Source organism: Nocardia sp. NBC_00403 (genome assembly GCF_036046055.1).
Lineage (GTDB): Bacteria > Actinomycetota > Actinomycetes > Mycobacteriales > Mycobacteriaceae > Nocardia.
Window position 1 is genome coordinate 6,841,569 of sequence record NZ_CP107939.1, and the last position, 17,261, is coordinate 6,858,829.

17 protein-coding genes, 4 tRNA genes and 1 pseudogene are annotated in these 17,261 nt (G+C 65.1%); 17 read left to right on the forward strand and 5 right to left on the reverse strand.

Annotated features, from left to right (window positions below; translation table 11 throughout):
- Positions 1–24 precede the first annotated feature (24 nt).
- From OHQ90_RS30555 to OHQ90_RS30570, 4 genes are all read left to right on the forward strand, one after another.
- Positions 25–1,500 (forward strand): MFS transporter, encoded by a 1,476-nt coding sequence (locus tag OHQ90_RS30555; RefSeq protein WP_328403382.1) that lies wholly within the window; start codon positions 25–27, stop codon positions 1,498–1,500.
- A 111-nt stretch (positions 1,501–1,611) separates the two neighbouring features.
- The gene (locus OHQ90_RS30560) at positions 1,612–2,313 is read left to right on the forward strand and encodes a hypothetical protein (RefSeq protein WP_328403384.1); all 702 of its coding nucleotides are present in this window, start codon (positions 1,612–1,614) and stop codon (positions 2,311–2,313) included.
- Positions 2,314–2,538: 225 nt separating this feature from the next.
- Positions 2,539–2,892, forward strand: a complete 354-nt coding sequence (locus tag OHQ90_RS30565) for a YidH family protein (protein ID WP_328403386.1) — start codon at positions 2,539–2,541, stop codon at positions 2,890–2,892.
- Positions 2,850–3,191 carry a DUF202 domain-containing protein gene (locus OHQ90_RS30570; RefSeq protein WP_328403388.1) on the forward strand — a complete coding sequence of 114 codons (342 nt, stop codon included), beginning with the start codon at positions 2,850–2,852 and terminating at the stop codon, positions 3,189–3,191. Before OHQ90_RS30565 ends, OHQ90_RS30570 begins: the two co-directional genes overlap by 43 nt.
- Before the next feature lie 182 nt (positions 3,192–3,373).
- Here the strand turns inward: OHQ90_RS30570 and OHQ90_RS30575 are convergent, their stop codons facing one another.
- The gene (locus OHQ90_RS30575) at positions 3,374–3,529 is read right to left on the reverse strand and encodes a hypothetical protein (protein WP_328403390.1); all 156 of its coding nucleotides are present in this window, start codon (positions 3,527–3,529) and stop codon (positions 3,374–3,376) included.
- A 375-nt stretch (positions 3,530–3,904) separates the two neighbouring features.
- Here OHQ90_RS30575 and OHQ90_RS30580 point away from each other — a divergent pair, with 375 nt between their 5' ends.
- Both OHQ90_RS30580 and OHQ90_RS30585 read left to right on the forward strand, forming a co-directional pair.
- On the forward strand, positions 3,905–5,338 hold the full coding sequence (locus OHQ90_RS30580) for an FAD-dependent monooxygenase (RefSeq protein ID WP_442941506.1): 1,434 nt from the start codon (positions 3,905–3,907) through the stop codon (positions 5,336–5,338).
- A gap of 20 nt (positions 5,339–5,358) precedes the next feature.
- Complete coding sequence (locus OHQ90_RS30585) at positions 5,359–5,772, forward strand: hypothetical protein (RefSeq protein ID WP_328403394.1); 414 nt, start codon at positions 5,359–5,361, stop codon at positions 5,770–5,772.
- A gap of 79 nt (positions 5,773–5,851) precedes the next feature.
- On the opposite strand, the gene OHQ90_RS30590 is transcribed toward OHQ90_RS30585, so the two are convergent.
- The gene (locus tag OHQ90_RS30590) at positions 5,852–6,598 is read right to left on the reverse strand and encodes a hypothetical protein (protein WP_328403396.1); all 747 of its coding nucleotides are present in this window, start codon (positions 6,596–6,598) and stop codon (positions 5,852–5,854) included.
- A gap of 360 nt (positions 6,599–6,958) precedes the next feature.
- Between OHQ90_RS30590 and OHQ90_RS30595 the strand changes: the two genes are divergently transcribed.
- Both OHQ90_RS30595 and OHQ90_RS30600 read left to right on the forward strand, forming a co-directional pair.
- Complete coding sequence (locus tag OHQ90_RS30595) at positions 6,959–7,447, forward strand: hypothetical protein (protein WP_328413464.1); 489 nt, start codon at positions 6,959–6,961, stop codon at positions 7,445–7,447.
- A 59-nt stretch (positions 7,448–7,506) separates the two neighbouring features.
- Positions 7,507–7,652: pseudogene (locus OHQ90_RS30600) on the forward strand (IS1380 family transposase); the annotation flags it as partial.
- A gap of 832 nt (positions 7,653–8,484) precedes the next feature.
- Here OHQ90_RS30600 and OHQ90_RS30605 read toward each other — a convergent pair.
- Positions 8,485–8,802, reverse strand: a complete 318-nt coding sequence (locus OHQ90_RS30605) for a hypothetical protein (RefSeq protein WP_328403398.1) — start codon at positions 8,800–8,802, stop codon at positions 8,485–8,487.
- A 434-nt stretch (positions 8,803–9,236) separates the two neighbouring features.
- Between OHQ90_RS30605 and OHQ90_RS30610 the strand changes: the two genes are divergently transcribed.
- Positions 9,237–10,259 (forward strand): YncE family protein, encoded by a 1,023-nt coding sequence (locus OHQ90_RS30610; RefSeq protein WP_328403400.1) that lies wholly within the window; start codon positions 9,237–9,239, stop codon positions 10,257–10,259.
- Positions 10,260–10,309: 50 nt separating this feature from the next.
- Positions 10,310–11,287 (forward strand): DUF1259 domain-containing protein, encoded by a 978-nt coding sequence (locus OHQ90_RS30615; RefSeq protein WP_328403402.1) that lies wholly within the window; start codon positions 10,310–10,312, stop codon positions 11,285–11,287.
- 413 nt (positions 11,288–11,700) lie between these two features.
- Here the strand turns inward: OHQ90_RS30615 and OHQ90_RS30620 are convergent.
- Positions 11,701–11,775: transfer RNA gene (locus OHQ90_RS30620), tRNA-Val, on the reverse strand.
- Positions 11,776–12,254: 479 nt separating this feature from the next.
- On the opposite strand from OHQ90_RS30620, the gene OHQ90_RS30625 reads away from it, so the two are divergent.
- From OHQ90_RS30625 to OHQ90_RS30655, 7 genes are all read left to right on the forward strand, one after another.
- A tRNA-Gly gene (locus OHQ90_RS30625) sits at positions 12,255–12,327 on the forward strand.
- A gap of 49 nt (positions 12,328–12,376) precedes the next feature.
- Positions 12,377–12,447: transfer RNA gene (locus OHQ90_RS30630), tRNA-Cys, on the forward strand.
- Position 12,448: 1 nt separating this feature from the next.
- Positions 12,449–12,523, forward strand: a tRNA-Val gene (locus OHQ90_RS30635).
- Positions 12,524–12,754: 231 nt separating this feature from the next.
- Positions 12,755–13,513: a Clp protease N-terminal domain-containing protein gene (locus OHQ90_RS30640; protein WP_328403404.1), complete on the forward strand. Its 759-nt coding sequence runs from the start codon at positions 12,755–12,757 to the stop codon at positions 13,511–13,513.
- Positions 13,514–13,843: 330 nt separating this feature from the next.
- Entirely contained in the window at positions 13,844–13,987 is a 144-nt protein-coding gene (locus OHQ90_RS30645) for a hypothetical protein (protein WP_328403406.1), read from the forward strand.
- Between the two features lie 151 nt (positions 13,988–14,138).
- Positions 14,139–14,453 (forward strand): dihydrofolate reductase family protein, encoded by a 315-nt coding sequence (locus OHQ90_RS30650; protein ID WP_328403408.1) that lies wholly within the window; start codon positions 14,139–14,141, stop codon positions 14,451–14,453.
- Positions 14,454–14,635: 182 nt separating this feature from the next.
- Positions 14,636–15,853, forward strand: a complete 1,218-nt coding sequence (locus OHQ90_RS30655) for a sigma factor-like helix-turn-helix DNA-binding protein (protein ID WP_328413190.1) — start codon at positions 14,636–14,638, stop codon at positions 15,851–15,853.
- Between the two features lie 17 nt (positions 15,854–15,870).
- Here OHQ90_RS30655 and OHQ90_RS30660 read toward each other — a convergent pair whose 3' ends face one another.
- On the reverse strand, positions 15,871–16,851 hold the full coding sequence (locus OHQ90_RS30660) for a hypothetical protein (protein ID WP_328403410.1): 981 nt from the start codon (positions 16,849–16,851) through the stop codon (positions 15,871–15,873).
- Positions 16,852–17,261 lie beyond the last annotated feature (410 nt).

A 17,261-nucleotide genomic window follows, 5' to 3' on the forward strand; every position in this document is an offset into this window, starting at 1 on the left:
CCGCCTCACCGGATCGAGAGCAATATGACCGAGACCACGACCAACACTCCCGAACCGCAGTCGGGTGACGATCCGCCGGGTCGACGGCCGGGCTGGCGGTACGGTGCGGCGCTTGCGCTCATCGTGCTTATGTCCGAGCTCGCGCCGATGGAAATCATGCTGGTGTATCCGGCAATTCCACACATGTCGTCGAATTTCCACACACTGCACCTGGGCTGGGTCCTGACGATGGTGAGTTTGGCGGCGGTTGTCAGCTTGCCGCTGGTCGGCAAACTCGCCGACGCCTTCGGCAAGAAGCGGGTGATGCTTTCCCTGGCAGTACTTTTCGCTGTCGGATCCCTGATCTGCGCAACCGCCGATTCGTTCGCGGTACTTCTGGCTGGCCGGGCGCTGCAGGGCACCGCCGGAGGGATGGTCGCGGTGGCCTATGCGCTGGTCCGTGACATCTTCCCGCGTCGCTGGGTCCCGGTAGCACTCGGGACGGTGGCCGCCGGAATCGGCGTCAGCGCGCTCGCGTCACCGTTCGTCGCCGGATGGTTCATCGACAACCACGGCTGGCAATCGCTGTTCTGGTTCATGTTCGGCTACGCCGTGTTGCTGATACCGGTGGTGGCTATCCTCGTGCCCGAGTCTTCGCTGCGACTGCGGCATCGCCTGGATCTATTCGGCGTCGCACTCCTGGGCTCCGGGGTCGGGCTGATACTGGTCGGCATCAGCCAGGGCGCCAAATGGGGGTGGGTCAGCAGCGGAACACTCTTGACCCTGATCGGCGGGGCCGGGATCCTCATCGCATTCGTGGTGTGGGAGCTGCGCGTCCCCGCACCAGCGATCGACCTGCGATTGCTGGCCGGAAATGCGCTGCGATCGACACTATTGGCGTACTTGTTCATCGGGTTCATGATTGCCGGATACGGGCTGCTCATGCCGCAGTTGCTGCAGACCCCGGCCCAACCCGGTATCACGTACGGCGTGGGGTTGACGGCGACCGCGTTTGCCCTGTGGACCTTTCCCACCGGCGTGCTGACCATGGGCTGCGGACCTCTCGGCGGTCTCGTCGCCCGCCGTCGAGGCGCGCGGCTCACCCTCATCGGTGCGGTGTGCGCAATGATCACCGGTCTGGCAGCTGCCGCCGCATTGCCCGACCATCGATGGCAGATCATGCTGCTCTCCGCTGTTTTCGGAATCGGGATGGGGCTGTACTACGCGTCCGGACCGAACCTCGTGATGGACGCCGTACCGGCCGAACAGAGCGCGGTAGGCGCGGCCATGCTCGGGGTCGTTGCCCAGCTCGGCAATGCAATCGCGGTGACCGTTCTCGGTGTCGTCATGGCACAGAACATCGCGCGCCAGAACCCCACTACGGGACGAATCACCTACTCGGACACCGCATTCCAGCATTCCTTCCTGGTTGCGGCGGTGGTCGGCCTCGCCGGACTCGCTGTCGCGACAGTAATGCGACACGGCCGGACTCCCGCAACAGGCGGCGCAGAACCCCGCTGAGCCGTCTGCTCCGCATCTCCTGATCCACACCGAATACCGCACCCGCCGAATCGAATTGCCTATTCGGTGGCGATGCGTGCTGTCCCCCGCAACACAATATAAGGAAACCAGATGAGGAATATCGCGACCACCTCCGCGCTGCTGATCGGCGCACTCGCCGTCTCGGCCGCCACCGCCACCGCGGCCCCCGCACCGGCGAACCCGAATGTCGGCTACACGGCCACGCTCGGTGACACCGCAGCGGTGCTCACCACCGACACCGGCTCGCTCTCCGCCGACAATGGCGTGCTCACCATCGCCAATGCGACGGGAAAGGCGCTCGCCAGCGCCGTATTGTCCTTCCGGGTAGACGATTTCGTCTTCCCGATCACCGCCGACATCAGCGGCCGCACCGCGACGCTGACCCCGCGCTTCGACCTAGAACATGCCACCTACAGCCCGGTCGCGCTGCCCTTCGAGAACCAGGCTCCGTGGCGGTCGGAGTACGACCGCGAGCAGGCGGCCTGGGGCCGAATGGTGAGCACCATTACCGCGGGAGCCGCCATCGGCAGCACCGTCGGAGTACTCAGTGGCGCCGCAGTCGGGTGCGTCCTCGGCGGCATCGCGGGCGCGACCGTCGCGGCCGCCGCGATCATCGGCCTGTTCGGCGGATTCCTGCCCGCTGCCGCCCTCGGATGCGTCGGCGGCATCCTCGCTGTGGGCGCACTGGGCGCCATCGCCGGGCAGCTTCTCATTACCGCCCCCTTCATCCTGATGGCGGCAGCCCAGTACTTCACCACCATCACCCAGCCCGCCCCCACTCCTGCGAAATAGTCTGCCGCACAGAGTATTCGTCGTAGTCCAACAGATCGCTGAACACAGCGCGGGCCGCACACAGGATTCCTGTGCGCGGCCACGCGAGTTCAGCAACCTCCACGATTTCGCACAGGCTCTGCGCCCGCGCTTACTCGACGAGGATGTTCGAATCGTCACCGTTGACACCTCGAACAAATGTGGACATCCAGTCCACGATTGGTCAGCTTGTCGTACGGAGGGTGAATGGTTCGGGATAATTGTGCGGTCGAGGCGAGCGTGGACCACGAGCCGGACTATCGATGCACCCTGGCGAACGAACGCACTTTCCTGGCATGGGTGCGCACAGCACTGGGCTTGCTGGCGGGCGGTATCGCGGTCAGCCAGTTCTATGCGTCAACCCCGTTGTGGCACAAAACAATCGGTGCGGTCTGTGTCGTACTTGCCGGCGCGATCGCGGTGGGCGCGTTCTGGCAGTGGCGGCGCGTACAGGTCGCCATGCGCCGCGATCAACCCCTGCCGCGACCGCCGATGGTTCCGGTCACCGTGGTGGGAGTATGCGTAGCAGCGTTACTGGCGATAGCGCTCGTGGCGCTGTGAACGCGCCGGGGCTGCAGCCCGAACGAACCATCCTCGCGTGGCAACGCACCCTGCTCGCCGCAACAGTGGCCTGTGCCGGGTGCGCGCGAGCCGCGACGGGCCGCCCTTCCGCCTCACTGACGGCCGCAACACTCGTACTGAGCGCCGTCCTCGTCGTGATCACGATCGGTACGAGGTTGCGCCGCCGCCGATATCGCCGCCGAGCCGACGATCCACGTCCAATACCCCAGACGGTAGGGGCGCTCCTCTGCGCAGGAATCGGCGCCGCAGCAGGTTGCGTGCTGCTGAGCCTCTTGTGAGAACCGCACGCCCTGCCGTCCGCCCACCATCCAGAAGGCTCGTCGATCGGATCAGTGCTCGGCTCGGGTGTACGACGCCGAGGTGGCGAGCGGAGTCACTACCGCACCGCCCCCACACGTACCAGCCGACCAGTTGCCCTGGCCATGTCCTATGGGCGGCCTGGCCTGATTCGACCTCTGATTCAGGCGCCGGACCCTGGGTCCAATGACTCGGTCTCGAGGAACCTCGCCGAATCCCGGCTGGCCTGCTCGTACAGCGCTGCGGCTTCATCGGCGAACCGGTTGTGCGCGTACACCCAGCCTCCGGTACCCAAACGTTCACGCGCGGTCTGACCCATATCGCTGAGATCCACGCACGGGGACAGACTCCAGGTCAGCCAAACCCCTTGACCTGCGGAAACGGCGCATTGGAGACGTTGACGCGGGCGGCGCCGTGGGTGAAGTTGCGTTCCTCGACAACGACGGCGAAATACGACGGCTGTGCCACGTCCACAACCAATCACTGTCGGTGATGGTCACTAGCACGAATCGTTGGATTCGATCACGTCGTTGGGCGAAGGTGAAAGGGCAAGCAAAGTACGACCGAACACCTGCCATCGAAAAGGGAGGAAGCCCTGATGGTGCTCGACAACGACCTCGCGAGCGAATCGCCGACCGCGGTTGCCTTCGACGACCGCGCCGATGTGATCGTGGTCGGCGGCGGCCCCACAGGGATGACCGCGGCCGGGGATCTAGCACGGGCCGGCCGGTCGGTCGTCGTGCTCGAGCGGTGGCCGCAGATCAACCCGGCCAGCCGTGCCTTCGCGACCATGGCCCGCACCCTGGAAGTCCTCGACGCGCGCGGACTGGCCGACGATCTGCTCGCCCTCGGGTCCACCACGCCCGCGGTGCACCTGTTCGCCGGTGCCACAGTCGATTTGACCCGATTGCGGTCGCGGTACCGGTACGGGTTGATCACTCCGCAAACCAATGTCGATCAGGCCCTGACCCGCTACGCCGAGCACCAGGGCGCCGCGATCCACCGCGGCGTCGAGGTCGTCGCGCTCGACCAGGACACCGACGGCGTCGCCGTCAGTACCCGCTCCAAAGACGCTTCCTCGGGTGACAGCGAAACACACTGGTGGGCACAGTATTTGGTGGCCGCTGACGGCGCGCACAGCAGCGTCCGCGGCTTGCTGGGCATCGAGTTCCCTGGCAAATCGGTGCTGTCGTCGGTGGTGCTGGCCGACGTGCGCCTCACCGCCGGACCGACCGGCGGCGGGCTAACTCTCGGCAGCACCAGAGACTGCTTCGGATTCCTCGTCCCCTACGGCACGGGGCCCGCCGCCGGCTGGTACCGGTCGATGACCTGGGACCGCCACCACCAACTCCCCGACACTGCACCCGTCGAACCCGCCGAGATACAGTATGTCCTCAACCGCGCGATGGGCCGCGACGTCGGAGTCGCCGAAATCAGCTGGCACTCCCGGTTCCACTGCGACGAACGCCAAATCCGCCAATACCGGTGCGGGCGAGTATTTTTCGCCGGAGACGCCGCACACGTGCACTCCCCGATGGGCGGGCAGGGCATGAACACCGGCATCCAGGACGCCGCCAACCTGGCCTGGAAACTCGACGCCGTCCTCGGCGGCGCCGACGACCGAGTACTCGACACCTACCACACCGAACGCCACCCCATCGGCGAACGAGTGCTGTTGCAGAGCGGGGCGATGATGCGCGGGGTCACCCTGCGCCCACGCCCAGCCCGCTGGCTACGCGACCACATCGCCCCCACCGCCCTCGGATTCGGGCCCATCGCGAACACGATCGCCGGCAGCTTCGCCGGGACCACACTGCGTTACCGCCGCCGCCGCGGCGAGCACCGGCTGGTCGGCACCCTCGCCACCGAAACACCCCTGACCGGCGATCGCCTCACCGTGCTGCAACGCACACGAGGATTCGTCCTCATCCGCGAGCACGGTGCCCCACCCGTCGACATCGACCTGCCGCAGGCCGAGCGCACCGACTCCGGTCCGGCGCTGCTGGTCCGCCCCGACGGCTACATCGCCTGGGCCGGACCCTCCACCCACAGCCAGGCCTTGCGGCAGGTGTGGCAATGGTGGATCGGCTCGCACACCCCGACACCGCATGACCCTCCATCAACGTGACCACCATGGAAGGAAGCACGATGACCGTCACCGCCATCCAGATCGGGCTGCACCCCGACGTCATCGACTACACATCGCCCGACTTCACCCAATTCCCCGGGCTCACCAAGGAGGTCCTGCGCCGCGCCAACGACGATAACGTCGCTGCCCTGCGCGCCGCCGGATACGAAGTCGACAACTGCCTGATCGAGTTCGGAACCTCCGGTGCCGACACCGCCCGCCGCGCGCTGGCGGCCAAATCCTACGACGCCGTCCTCATCGGCGCCGGAGTCCGGCTCGTCGCGTCCAACACCCTGCTGTTCGAGACCATCGTCAACGCTGCCCACACCCTGCAACCAGACTGCCGGTTCATATTCAATTACTCCGCCACCGCCACCTCTGACGACATCCGCCGCTACTACCCCACACCCCACGACAACACACCCGCCCACTGACTGAACTGATGATGCGGCTGGCTATTACGTATCGCCGAACGCCGGACGCCCCGACGACATCTCGGTCCGGGTGGCGCGTTCAGTCGCCATCGTGCCCACCCGAGAAGTAACTGGGGACGCACGCGCGATCCAGCCGGGCGGGATAGGGGTCGCCCAATCGGGCCGGTAGGTGACCCCTTCGGTATGCACGGTCCACGTGCATCTGCGATAGCGGTTCAGACCCGAGTGCCCGGAACTCCCACCTTGTTCCCGTGGAATCCGGTTGCCAACCGTCCGAGTCGAGCCCGTATACCCGCGCGACGAATCGGTCGACGACAACGATGGCGTAATGGGCGTTGCGTCTCGCGGCACTGCTCACCCGCCACCATCGCCGATCTCGCTCGTAGAGCGCTTCGGGGGACCGGAGGGTAGACGGCCCGCCATCCGGCCACGGCTGCGAGATGATGAGCGCAATACGTTCACCGACCGCGGTGAGGGCGCCCCAGCGCTGATAGGCATGCGCCCGGTCCAGGCCCGTGACGGAGGCGATGTCGCCCAGCCCGGCCGTATGGTCGAGGGCCGCGGCGGCAGCTTCCAACATCCCGGCGTCGATCTCGTTCGCGAGCACACTGTGCACTCGCAGCAGGGCTAGTTGGAACTCACGCGCCTCCGCGAATTCCAGCTCACCGTCTTCATAGCGGGTCCATGCCTGTGGTCCGAGCCCGCTCAGTTGGCCGGCGAGTCCGACCAGGATGGTCCGCACGGACCGTGACAGCCATAACCTCTCGGTTGCCCACATATCGCGCGCAAAGGAGTACCCGCAGCCGTTTACGTGTCCATCGGTCATAGCCGAGGACTCTAGCGAGGAGATACACACAGTTCACAGATTTACCGGATCGATCTCAATTAAATCTCAATTAGATAGCTAAATGTTTGCGACATGGCAATCGGTCGGTTCGTAGCTACTATTCGCTCGATTTCGCGAACATCTACCGAAACGGTCTTTCGGTCCACGACATCCCGCTCGAACAAACCTGGACCCCTGATAACAGGACCTCGGACAAGGCGATGCCCGAGGTCCTCCCCCAAATCGATCGGCCAACGTAACGATATGTCGGCCCACCACCGAAGTCTGGGCATCTGTGCGTTCCGCGAACACTGTCGATGCTCGAAAAGGGAGGACACACTGATTACACCGACCAATCCGATGACATCCACGGCCTCCGCCGCCGAACCCGCCACCACTGCCAACCGGTTCGATTGGTCGATCAGCCACGCCGAGGACACGATCGTGGTGACGTTCGGAGTGGAACGCGCCGGAATCGAGTTACCCGCCCCGCTGCGAATCGGGGTGGAGTTGTTTTTCCAGGACAACGGCCTGTCGGGACCCACCATCGCTATCGGTGGTCCGGTCGGGCGCCATATCCGGCTCGTCACCGGCATCAGCAAAGCCGATCGGGCCATTGAGTACCTCGAACACTGCGGGGCGGTGCTCCACGTCGGCCGCGCCGTATGGCATCTGTCACCCGTTTCGGGCCCCGGCCTCGAGTGGTCGGCCGGCGGCGGACACGGCCATCGCATACCCCCGCTCGTAGCGGTCGCCGCCGCGGTTCGAGCGGTGCGCCTGTACACACCCGACGGACTCGAGCAACTTCCGCAGGCGTCACGCGGCGAATCGTCGCTGACCGCTCGGTAGGTGCCGATTCGACTGCGGCCGAGCAGCGTTCGACCTACGGCTACCGCGTCCGACGGCGGCTGTCCGGCCACACCACCGACCTGCCCGCGGACGGCAGCGGGGTCGTGTCGCATGCGGGGATGTTGCGGGAGGTCGCGGACCTGACTGGTCTGTCCTCACAGGTCACAGCGTGTCGGCGGAGACGTATCGGGGTCCGTGGCCCTTTGGTTGACAGTCCCCACAGCATCGACTCAGCCAACCCCGACACTCCGCCTCGGCAAGACCTCAATGCGATGAAGGCCGCTGTGCGGCGTAAGACATCTGGGAACGCGACGCGCGCAGCTGATGGTGGATATGGTGAGCCAGGTTCAGCAGATCCGGGCGTTGCTCGAGTGCGTGTGGCCGGCCGCCGCGATGGAGAGCGCTCGCCAGCCGTTCCGCTCCCGCGCGTGGGTCGCTACGGCGAATTAGATCTCGACGAGATGGCGCTGCCCGAACAGCCCGGCCCTGACCTGGCAGACCACAGGCGATGGTGCCGCCGACTCTCGAGGTGTCCGAGTCGCCGCACAGGGCATCACGACACGGGGTTGCACCACACGACCCTTACCTGAGTCGAACGCACCTTCAGCTACGGTATTGCCCGCGCAGACGCCGGTGTTTGGCCGACGCGGGTCCGAGGGGTAGGAAGTCGGCGTGCGGTGAAGGGCTTTCCGTTGCGGTATGGACGGGTCCGATCACCATCTGCCGACCGCGGTAACCGCTCCCGGCACCGACCAGTTTCGTGACGTACTCCCGACCGCGGCGGCGTTGGCGCGGATGGCATTCGGCGTTGAATGCTTGTGGGCTGGCCGGTGACTCGGCGAGCGAACCGTTCACCCGCCCGGGGCAGGCACATCGAATGCGCCAGCGCCCCGAGGCGTCCGACACCGGGAATGACCGGTGCGGTTCTGGCAAATTCACTGCAATAGCGTGCGCTCGCTGATGCGTAGCGTCGCGGCACAAAAGAGATCCGGCCCCGGGGGGCGCCATGGAGGAAGCGGTGATCTACCGAGACCGAATCAGGCGGCGGGCTTGGGCTGGCTCAGGTCCCTGACGCCGGTGATGGCATCGATGATGTTGACGATGGCGGAGGTGCCGCCGTCGAGGGCCGAGCTGCCGGAGTCGAGCATGGCGGAACCGGAGGACGAGCCGGCCGAACCGGTGGAGGAGCCGGCCGAACCGGAGGCCGAACCCGAGGCCGAACCCGAGGCCGCACCCGCGGAGCCGGTGGCGGCGGAGTCAGCGGAGGTGGCGGCGGAGGCCACCGCGACCGGGCCGAAGAACAGGGCGGCGGCGGAGACGGTGCCGGCGGCGGCGAGGATCTTGCGAGAGAACATGTACGGGGCTTCCTTCCACAGATGGATAACGACGCCATAACGGGCGGCACCAGCAACGTTATGAAAAAGAGATCTGTAAATCCACTTATATTATTGTGAGATGAATCACCGTTAATAATGGGCTAACACTCTATTGTGTCGAGGTAACGCAATTTGATCTTCACTCCGGGTGCGGATTCGAAGATCAAATTAGTTTGATTTATTCGACGGTGCCCGTATCGGTGTGCGGCGGAGTCGATCTCGCATTTGATCTTCACCCCGGATGCGGATTCGAAGATCAAATTCGGTGATCGAATTCGGTTGGTTTATCCGATGCGCCGCGTGTCGACGGGCGGCGGAGCCGGCGGACCTTTGGGAGCGGGCTGCGCCGGGTGAGAGCGTAGACCAGTGGGCTGATCGGCGACTACCGTTTACTTCGGCCCGGGAGGTGCAGGATGCGGCTCGCGCGCAGGCTTGCTGCGCTGTTGGGGATCGTTGCCGTGGTGGCGAGTGGGTGCACCCAATCGTCGCAGTCGCCGCCGCCGAACACCGGTGAACTGCCCTGGCGCAGGGTCGGTGAGGTGGTGTTGACCGGTGGTCCGGCGCGGTTCGACTACACCAGTCTCGACCAGGGGCGTGGGCTGCTGTTCATCGCGCACATGGGCGTGGGCGAACTCGTCGAAGTCGATGTGCACAGACACCAGGTGGCCCGCACGATCCCGGATCTGCCTGATGTTCATGGCGTGATCGTGGTCCCCGACAAGCATCGTGTCTATGCCACGGCTACCGGCCGCAATCAACTGGTCGCCCTCGACGAGGACAGCGGTGCAGTGCTGTTCACCGCACCGACTGGTAACTATCCCGACGGCCTGGTCTACGACCCGGTCCGCAACGCGGTCTGGACGACCAATGAGCATGCTGGCACCGAGACTGTCGTCGACGCTGACACCGGAGAAGTCCGCGCCACCGTGGCTTTGGGCGGTGAGGTCGGCAACGTCGTCTATGAACCGGCGGCGGACCGTATGGTGGTAGCCGTGCAGGGCCGCGGGGAACTCGCGCTGATCGATCCGGCGGGACACACAGTCACCGAGCGGATTCCAACCCCCGGCTGCGCCAGTCCTCACGGCCAAGCCCTGGACGCCGCCGGACAGGTGATATTCGTCGGCTGCGAGGCCAATGCCGCCATGGTCACCGTCGATCTGGCCCACCGCGCCGTCACCGGCCACTACAAGGTCGGCGACACCCCCGACGTGCTGGCCTACGACGCCGGAGCGCACCGGCTGTACGTTGCGGCCGAAAGCGGCTGGGTCAGCTTGTTCGACAGGCGTGACGCGACAACCGTCGCGGTCGGATCAACACATCTGGCCGACGGTGCGCACTCCCTGGCGCTCGACCCAGGCACCCACCGCAGCTACGTCCCCGTCCCGAAGGGTCCAGGCGGCGTGCCTGTGCTGTGGGAATTCGAACCCACCGGCTGAATCCGAAGCGTCGCACCAACCGGTGGCGACAACAAGCGAAGGAGAAAGCCATGACTGTTCCGGCACATCGACTTCCGAGTTGTGCGGCCGTGCTGACCGCCCTGCTAGCGCTCACGGTGGCGATAGGCTGCTCGAATAACGGCGACTCGAGCACGCCGAGCCCGACCACCACCGCCGAAAGCCAGCACCGACCGGCCACGACCACCGAGACGGACTGGAAGCCGATCACCGAGACTCTCGGCCGCACCGGCAAATTCGGCGACGACAACACTGTCTACCGCATCCCGCTGGTCCGCACCGACCTGCAGGTGACCACTGCAGGCGTGCCGATCAAACCGGGTCTGTCCCTCGGCGGCTACGCCGTGTTCGGCAAGTATGACGACGGAACCCTGCTGATGGGCGATCTGGTGGTCACCGAACAGGAGCTGCCCAAGGTCACCGACGCCTTGCACGCCAACGGGATCGAGCAGACCGCCCTACACAAGCACCTGCTCGAACAGTCCCCGCCGATCTGGTGGACCCACATCCATGCCATGGGCGACCCTGCACAGCTGGCCAAGGGTCTCGAGGCAGCCCTCGATGCCACCGCCATCGGCCCGGCCGCCGTCCCGCCCGCCCAACAGCCGCCGGTTGACATCGACACCGCCGCCGTCGACGCCGCCCTCGGCCGCAAAGGCACTGCCGATGGAGGACTGTACAAATACACCCTCGCCCGCGCGGAGACCATCACCGATACCGGACACGTCTTACCCCCGACCTATGGCGTCACCACCGTCATCAACTTCCAGCCCACCGGAGACGGCAAGGCCGCGATCAATGGCGACTTCGCGCTCACCGGCCCCGAGGTGAACAAGGTCATCGAAGCGCTGCGCCGTGGCGGTATCTCGGTGGTGGAAGTACACAACCACGCCCTCACCGATAGCCCGCGCCTGTTCTACCTGCACTACTGGGCCAATGAGGACGCCGTCGCCCTGGCGAAGGCGCTGCGGCCCGCCCTCGACGCCACAAACTTGGCACCGGCCAAATAGCCTGCACCACCCAACCCTTCGCCTCCAGATAACCAGCACTGGACGAGCGAACGAGCAGCGGGACGTCATTCGGAGAACGCAGCTCGCCATGTCGTCGGTGGCAAGCCCTGGAGGGGCGTCCGGCCAAGGTCCGATGAGCCGCTACGGCATCTAATTGCCGGGCCCTCCGTCGAGACAGAGCCGGAAATGTAGATGCCCCCTTAACGTCCTGTATTGCCTGCATATCGCACGTTCGGTCTGGTTACAGACGCCACCTATATGTGACAGATAGGAACTGCCGTCACTGCTCCGGTGATCACTGGCGGAGTGGCAGCAGACTGATCCCCATTGATCCAGGCGTTTCGGTAGGGGCTTCGGCAGGCACGAAAAAAGCCCCTCGCTCAGGTTTCTGACCTGATCAAAGGGCTTTTCGGTGGTGGTCCCAGCTGGTTTCGAACCAGCGACCTTCCGCGTGTGAGGCGGACGCTCTCCCGCTGAGCTATGGGACCGAACTCTGCCGCCCGGTTGGCGCTGAAGCGTCATCCGAACGAGGAGGAACATTAGCACGCACCACCGGGCGTCTACCAAATCGCCACCTCGATGACGCCGGGATGCCAAGCCGCACTTGCGATCGGGCAACGTGGGTCGCGGGTCCGACGAGCTACTCCGGCAACGCAACCCTGCCACGTCAGCGGCGCGACCATCCCCGAGGGCTACCTACCTTCTGGACACCCGATCTCGACACACCCCACCCACTTAGGCCGCGTGTCCCGTACGCCTGCCACGGTCGCCACCGAGCACCCTGCACCGCACCTCGACCCGAATCGCGCGCAATCCGCAGCCCAACACCCGGACAGCCAACCGAACAACACTTGTGTGATTCGAATTCGACCCCTTCTACCAGCGGATTTGTACCTTTCCGCAAACGTCGTCTAATGTTTCATCTCGCACCACGGAGGACAGCGAGACCACCTCCGAGATGCAAAATGCGGATGTAGCGCAGCTGGTAGCGCATCACCTTGCCAAGGTGAGGGTCGCGGGTTCGAATCCCGTCATCCGCTCGAGAGGTAGGCCAGGCTTAAATATTCTTTATGCCGTCCTCCTTTGCGCGGTGGAGTGGCCGAGTGGTGAGGCAACGGCCTGCAAAGCCGTGCACACGGGTTCGATTCCCGTCTCCACCTCGCGCGATTAGCTCAGCGGGAGAGCGCTTCCCTGACACGGAAGAGGTCACTGGTTCAATCCCAGTATCGCGCACCACCGTAGTACCAGGTCAGCCCCGGTTTTCACCGGGGCTGTTCTTGTTTCATGAACTGATTTGCTTCAGCTTGGTCGGAACTTGTCGTTGCAAACCTCGCACCGGATCCCGCCGGCACTGTAGGTGCTCGGTGCGACTCGGAGAATGTGTGTTCCGCTGGTTACCCGAGGATAAACAATGCGGGTGCGACAGAGACGACTGACAGTCGAGAAACGCTGCGGCACACTGAGACAATGACCGATGTCGGCAGCCCCCGCCTGTACACCGGTGCCGCCCGCGCGGCGATGGAGCGGGCCGCAAGGCATGCGGCCGACTGGGGGCACACCCACACCACGCCATTGGACCTGCTGCTCGCGTTGGTAGACGATCACGCATCCGGAATGGTGACTGTGATCCTGGGCGATCTACGCATCACGCCGATAGACATTCGCCGTGCGATCGCGGGAAGGGCAGGCACCGCCGCGGCGAGCGCTGCGCCGATAGCTCCTGTACTGGAATGCGCACTGCAGCAAAACCCGACACTGCCGGTCGGATCCGACCACCTGTTGATCGGTTTGCTCGCAGCCGACGGCGGCGCCACAGACGTGCTCGCCGCACAGGGGGTCACGGTGGACGCGGTCCGGGCCGCGCGGACTGCAGCCAGCAGTGCCGTGTGCTACGGGTGCGCCGAAGGAGACAGCCGGCCAACGCCTTACACGATCGCTGCGGCGAATCTGCCCGATGATCTCACCAAGGTTCTCGACGACATCGAGCACTGGCGCAACGCGAAGGAACAAGCAGTGGACGCCGGGGATTTCGAGCGAGCGGCGCGCATGCGTGACAAGGAGAAGAAGGCACGCGCAGCGGTTGCCGAGTGGGACGAGTCCACCGTCTGCAACCGACTGGGCATCGCTCTCGACGAAATCCTAAGGTTGCGAATGGCTACCGACCGGCTCACCGAGCTACTCCATCACAGACACGCAGCTGTCGAGGCCAATCGTAGGGCGCCCTGACCCCGCAGATCCGAACTCTCTGCTCGACAGCACGACACCAGCAGCAGAGCCATTCACCGGCACCGATCGTCAGATCCCGGAATCGGCATGAGGGTGCGCTCAATGACCGACGCCGGAAGTCGCAACGTTGCCACACTGGCCAACTTTCATTGCGACCGCCAACTACAGCTGCGAGTCACATACCGTGATCAGGTCGGTAGCAAACTGCCAGCCCGGACATCACTCTCGGTGACAGATACGTTGGCCAGTCACAAACACCTTGAAGGCCTCCGTTTTCCGATCCAGCGTGCGACTATCGGTTGCAGTTCGCAAGCAGATCGGAGGCGATGGATGGGCGACACCGAGCCGCAGATCGCGGACGGAAAAGTGCTGTGGCACTTCACGATGTCACTGGACGGATTCGTGGCGGGGCCGAACCACGAGATGGACTGGATGGCCGGTGTTTCGTTCGATCGGGACCTGGTCGAGGAGTAAGCCGAAACCACCGGCGCCGTGCTGGGGGGAACGGCTGGGACCGATTCCCGGACGCCGGCGGTGTGTACGGCGGTGCCTGGCGCGGACTGATCTTCGTGTTCACCCACCACCCCGAGGACGCGACACCTGCCGCTGGAGTCACGTTCTTGAATTGCGGCGCGGCCGAGGCGGTGCGGCCGAGGCGGTACGGATCGGACTGGCGGTGGCAGGCGGGAAGAACCTCGAAGTGTTCTCGCCGACCATCGGCCGTCAGCTGCTCGAACTGGGACTGATCGATGAGGTCGACCTGCACATCGCACCGATCCTGCTCGGCGAGGGCATCCGGCTGCACGACAACCCGGGCAGTGCGCCGATCCGTCTCCACTGGATCAGCGAAGGCGACCCTACGTCGGCCGTCAACGTACGGTACCGACCGGTCTCACCGGCGAAAGATCCCGACCGAGACAGTGTCGTCACCGAGCGATGACGGTTGGCGCCAGGCCGCGGCGGGCGTCGACAGTCGGCGACGGAGTTGACGAACGGTCGACGTCAGCGCACGACAACAGCGCGTTCGACTGCGTGCGCTGGATCGACCGGGATGTCGGTGGGCGGCGTTAGGCTTTGCCGCGTTGCGTTGTGAAGTCGAGGTAGGGGGTTGCCGCGTTGACGATGGATCGAGGCCTGGCGCCGAGTGCGGGCGATGGCGGCCACGATGATGCGGAATTCGAGCTTGTCGACGACATCGAAGGGGATGTGTCGCTCGGGCTCGAGGAGATCAACGAGTTGTTGGGTGAACTGGTCGAGATGCATGGGGATCGGCGGCGGCGGGATGCGGAGATCGTCGGGTTCCGATTGGGGGTGAGCGGGGAGGCGCCGGAGACGTTGGCGCGGATCGGGGCCCGATATGACCTGTCGCGGGACCGAATTCGGCAGTTGCATACGCGGGCGGTGGGGCAGATCATTCGGGAAGCGCAGCTGAGCGGGCATCGAGCGGCGGGGGTGTTCGGGGCGCGATATCCGGTGGGGACGCGGGATTCGCAGTTGGTGCGGGCGTTGCTGGTGGAGACGTACGCGACGGACAGCGATATCGCGGCCAACGAGTTGTCGTATCTGAAGCTGCGGCTTGCGGGGCATGCCGGGGAGGACGCGCGGCGGATCGCGGGGTTTGTGATGCAGCGGATCATGGCATGGCAGAAGAAGACGAATCGGCGGCTGGCGAAGTTGCACCATGCGGAACCGTCGGCGAGCGATGAGGTGAATTCGTGGCTGGGGCAAGTTGATCGGCCCGGGTCGGTGGTTGCTGCTGCGCTGCCCCGCGGGTCGGCGCGGGTCGTCGACGGCGATGACGACGGTAGGGGCAGGTTCTATCTGGGCAAGGTGGGGCGCGACGTGCCGTTCGATTCCGGGCTGGAGGCTCGACTGTTGCGGATCCTCAACGCGAGCGATCTGATCGCCACGTTCCAGGAGCAGCCGAGCGCCGTCGAATATCAGGTGGACGGCACCGATCGGGTCTTCTACCCGAGCATCGTCGCCGAGCTGGCCGACAAACGGGCCGTGCTGATCGATGTCCAACCGCTGGGACACGTCGGCTTTCACATCAATAGGGCCAAGTCGGCTGCGGGGCGTGCCTACGCGCACGCCAACGGGTGGGGCTGGCTGGTCTGGACAGGTAGCCGACTCGGTGTGCCGGAACTGCGTGGGCGGCAGGTCGATTCACAGTCCGAGAGTCGGTTGCGTGAGCTGGTCGACAGCGGGCCGGTGCACTGGCCTGCAATACAACGCTTGCGGACGGAGACCGGACTCGAATTGCTCGACCTCACCACACTGGTCCTGCGCAACGAATGGCGCTGGGATCGCGCGCCGTTCCGATTGACCGCGGGCCGCTGACGCGGCCGTCGTCCATCTCAGCGCACCACCATCGCACCGGCCAGGAAGGTGACGATCAGCATCATGGCGCAGCAGGTGATCAGTTGCCAGTGGCTGATGGTCTGCTGGAGATTGGTGATGGTGGCGCGCAGGCTGGTGTCGACTCGATTGTGGTCGGCGAGCCTGCGCTGCGCTGCGGCAAGTGAGTCGGCGTGCTCCTGGGTGGATTCCTCGGCGCGCTCCAACCGGGCGGTGAGCTTCATGATCTGTTTCTGCTTGTCCCGCACCGATTTCCGGGACAGGGCCAGCGTGGTGCGCTGATTGACCAGTTCCCGGCGTTGGCGGGCGATGACGCTGGCCTGCGTTCTGGTGTGGTGTTCCCAGTCGGTCACGGTTGCCCATCCTCCTGTCGTCACGTCGCGGTAGCCCCACACGATGTCACCGGTGACCCAGCCCCGCAGAAAGTCGCGCAGTTCATACGGTTCGCGTTGCGGAACGACCACGGCACTGTGCGCGGCGTCGAGCATTCCGAGGTCGATGAGGTAGTCGCAGGCGGGTGGCGCAAGATCGGCGACCCCGATCGCGGGCAAGTAGGCCACCCAATAGCCCGGCGCGCACAGCCAGAGCACACCGGCACACCCGGACGCACGCAGCCGCTCGGTATGTTGCTGTGCCGAATCCCGATCCAGCGGCCCGCTGCGCACCTCGATGGCGAACTGCCGGTCGCCGACCCGCCAGTAGATGTCCACCGGCACGTCGCCGACGCGGCGATCAACCTCGGCCTCGTCGGCGCCGTAGGCGAGCATCCTGGCGGCCAGCCAATACTTCAGCCGCCGAATATTCCATTGCGCGTCGACACATTCCGGGCACCGACAGGCATATCCGGACTCGTCCCGCACCGGTCCGCGCACACGCCCATCGGACACCGCGTCATCGGACACGCGACTATCCGATATGCCCAATTCGGCGAGCATCGCCCGACGCCCGCAAGCGGTGTCCACTCGCTGCTTCGTCCTCACGCGACCACTCCCCTGCCCAAACCACCGCAGTTCCGACGACCTCGATCGCCGGCCATAGATCAAGAGTGCGTCAGACTTCCATCGCCCGCCAGTCCCCTTTACCCCGCGCTCGGGTGCGCCACAATTGGAGAACTACCGCCTACCAGCCAATGTGCAGTGCGTCACAAGGGATTTCGCAGCGACATACGAGAGCATCACCACAGAAGTTCCGGCGGATTGCCACTTGCCGCCATTCCATGACACGGCCGGACCACGACGCACGTGCATTCGAGACGTTCGGCCGTCTGTGCCGAGGCGTCCATGCCACCCGTACAGCCCCCTCGACACAGTCGCTCGCTTCCATGCCGATCTACTATCGGTCGATCACCGCTGCAGCGATAGCGCACGACAGCGAGTAGTTTCCCAAGCGA

Bases quoted from the DNA above. Each gene is read 5' to 3' on its own strand.
- OHQ90_RS30555 (WP_328403382.1), top strand. From the start codon at position 25: ATGACCGAGACCACGACCAACACTCCCGAACCGCAGTCGGGTGACGAT.
- OHQ90_RS30560 (WP_328403384.1), top strand. From the start codon at position 1,612: ATGAGGAATATCGCGACCACCTCCGCGCTGCTGATCGGCGCACTCGCC.
- OHQ90_RS30565 (WP_328403386.1), top strand. From the start codon at position 2,539: ATGGTTCGGGATAATTGTGCGGTCGAGGCGAGCGTGGACCACGAGCCG.
- OHQ90_RS30570 (WP_328403388.1), top strand. From the start codon at position 2,850: ATGCGTAGCAGCGTTACTGGCGATAGCGCTCGTGGCGCTGTGAACGCG.
- OHQ90_RS30575 (WP_328403390.1), bottom strand. From the start codon at position 3,529: ATGGGTCAGACCGCGCGTGAACGTTTGGGTACCGGAGGCTGGGTGTAC.
- OHQ90_RS30580 (WP_442941506.1), top strand. From the start codon at position 3,905: ATGACCGCGGCCGGGGATCTAGCACGGGCCGGCCGGTCGGTCGTCGTG.
- OHQ90_RS30585 (WP_328403394.1), top strand. From the start codon at position 5,359: ATGACCGTCACCGCCATCCAGATCGGGCTGCACCCCGACGTCATCGAC.
- OHQ90_RS30590 (WP_328403396.1), bottom strand. From the start codon at position 6,598: ATGACCGATGGACACGTAAACGGCTGCGGGTACTCCTTTGCGCGCGAT.
- OHQ90_RS30595 (WP_328413464.1), top strand. From the start codon at position 6,959: ATGACATCCACGGCCTCCGCCGCCGAACCCGCCACCACTGCCAACCGG.
- OHQ90_RS30605 (WP_328403398.1), bottom strand. From the start codon at position 8,802: ATGTTCTCTCGCAAGATCCTCGCCGCCGCCGGCACCGTCTCCGCCGCC.
- OHQ90_RS30610 (WP_328403400.1), top strand. From the start codon at position 9,237: ATGCGGCTCGCGCGCAGGCTTGCTGCGCTGTTGGGGATCGTTGCCGTG.
- OHQ90_RS30615 (WP_328403402.1), top strand. From the start codon at position 10,310: ATGACTGTTCCGGCACATCGACTTCCGAGTTGTGCGGCCGTGCTGACC.
- OHQ90_RS30640 (WP_328403404.1), top strand. From the start codon at position 12,755: ATGACCGATGTCGGCAGCCCCCGCCTGTACACCGGTGCCGCCCGCGCG.
- OHQ90_RS30645 (WP_328403406.1), top strand. From the start codon at position 13,844: ATGGGCGACACCGAGCCGCAGATCGCGGACGGAAAAGTGCTGTGGCAC.
- OHQ90_RS30655 (WP_328413190.1), top strand. From the start codon at position 14,636: ATGGATCGAGGCCTGGCGCCGAGTGCGGGCGATGGCGGCCACGATGAT.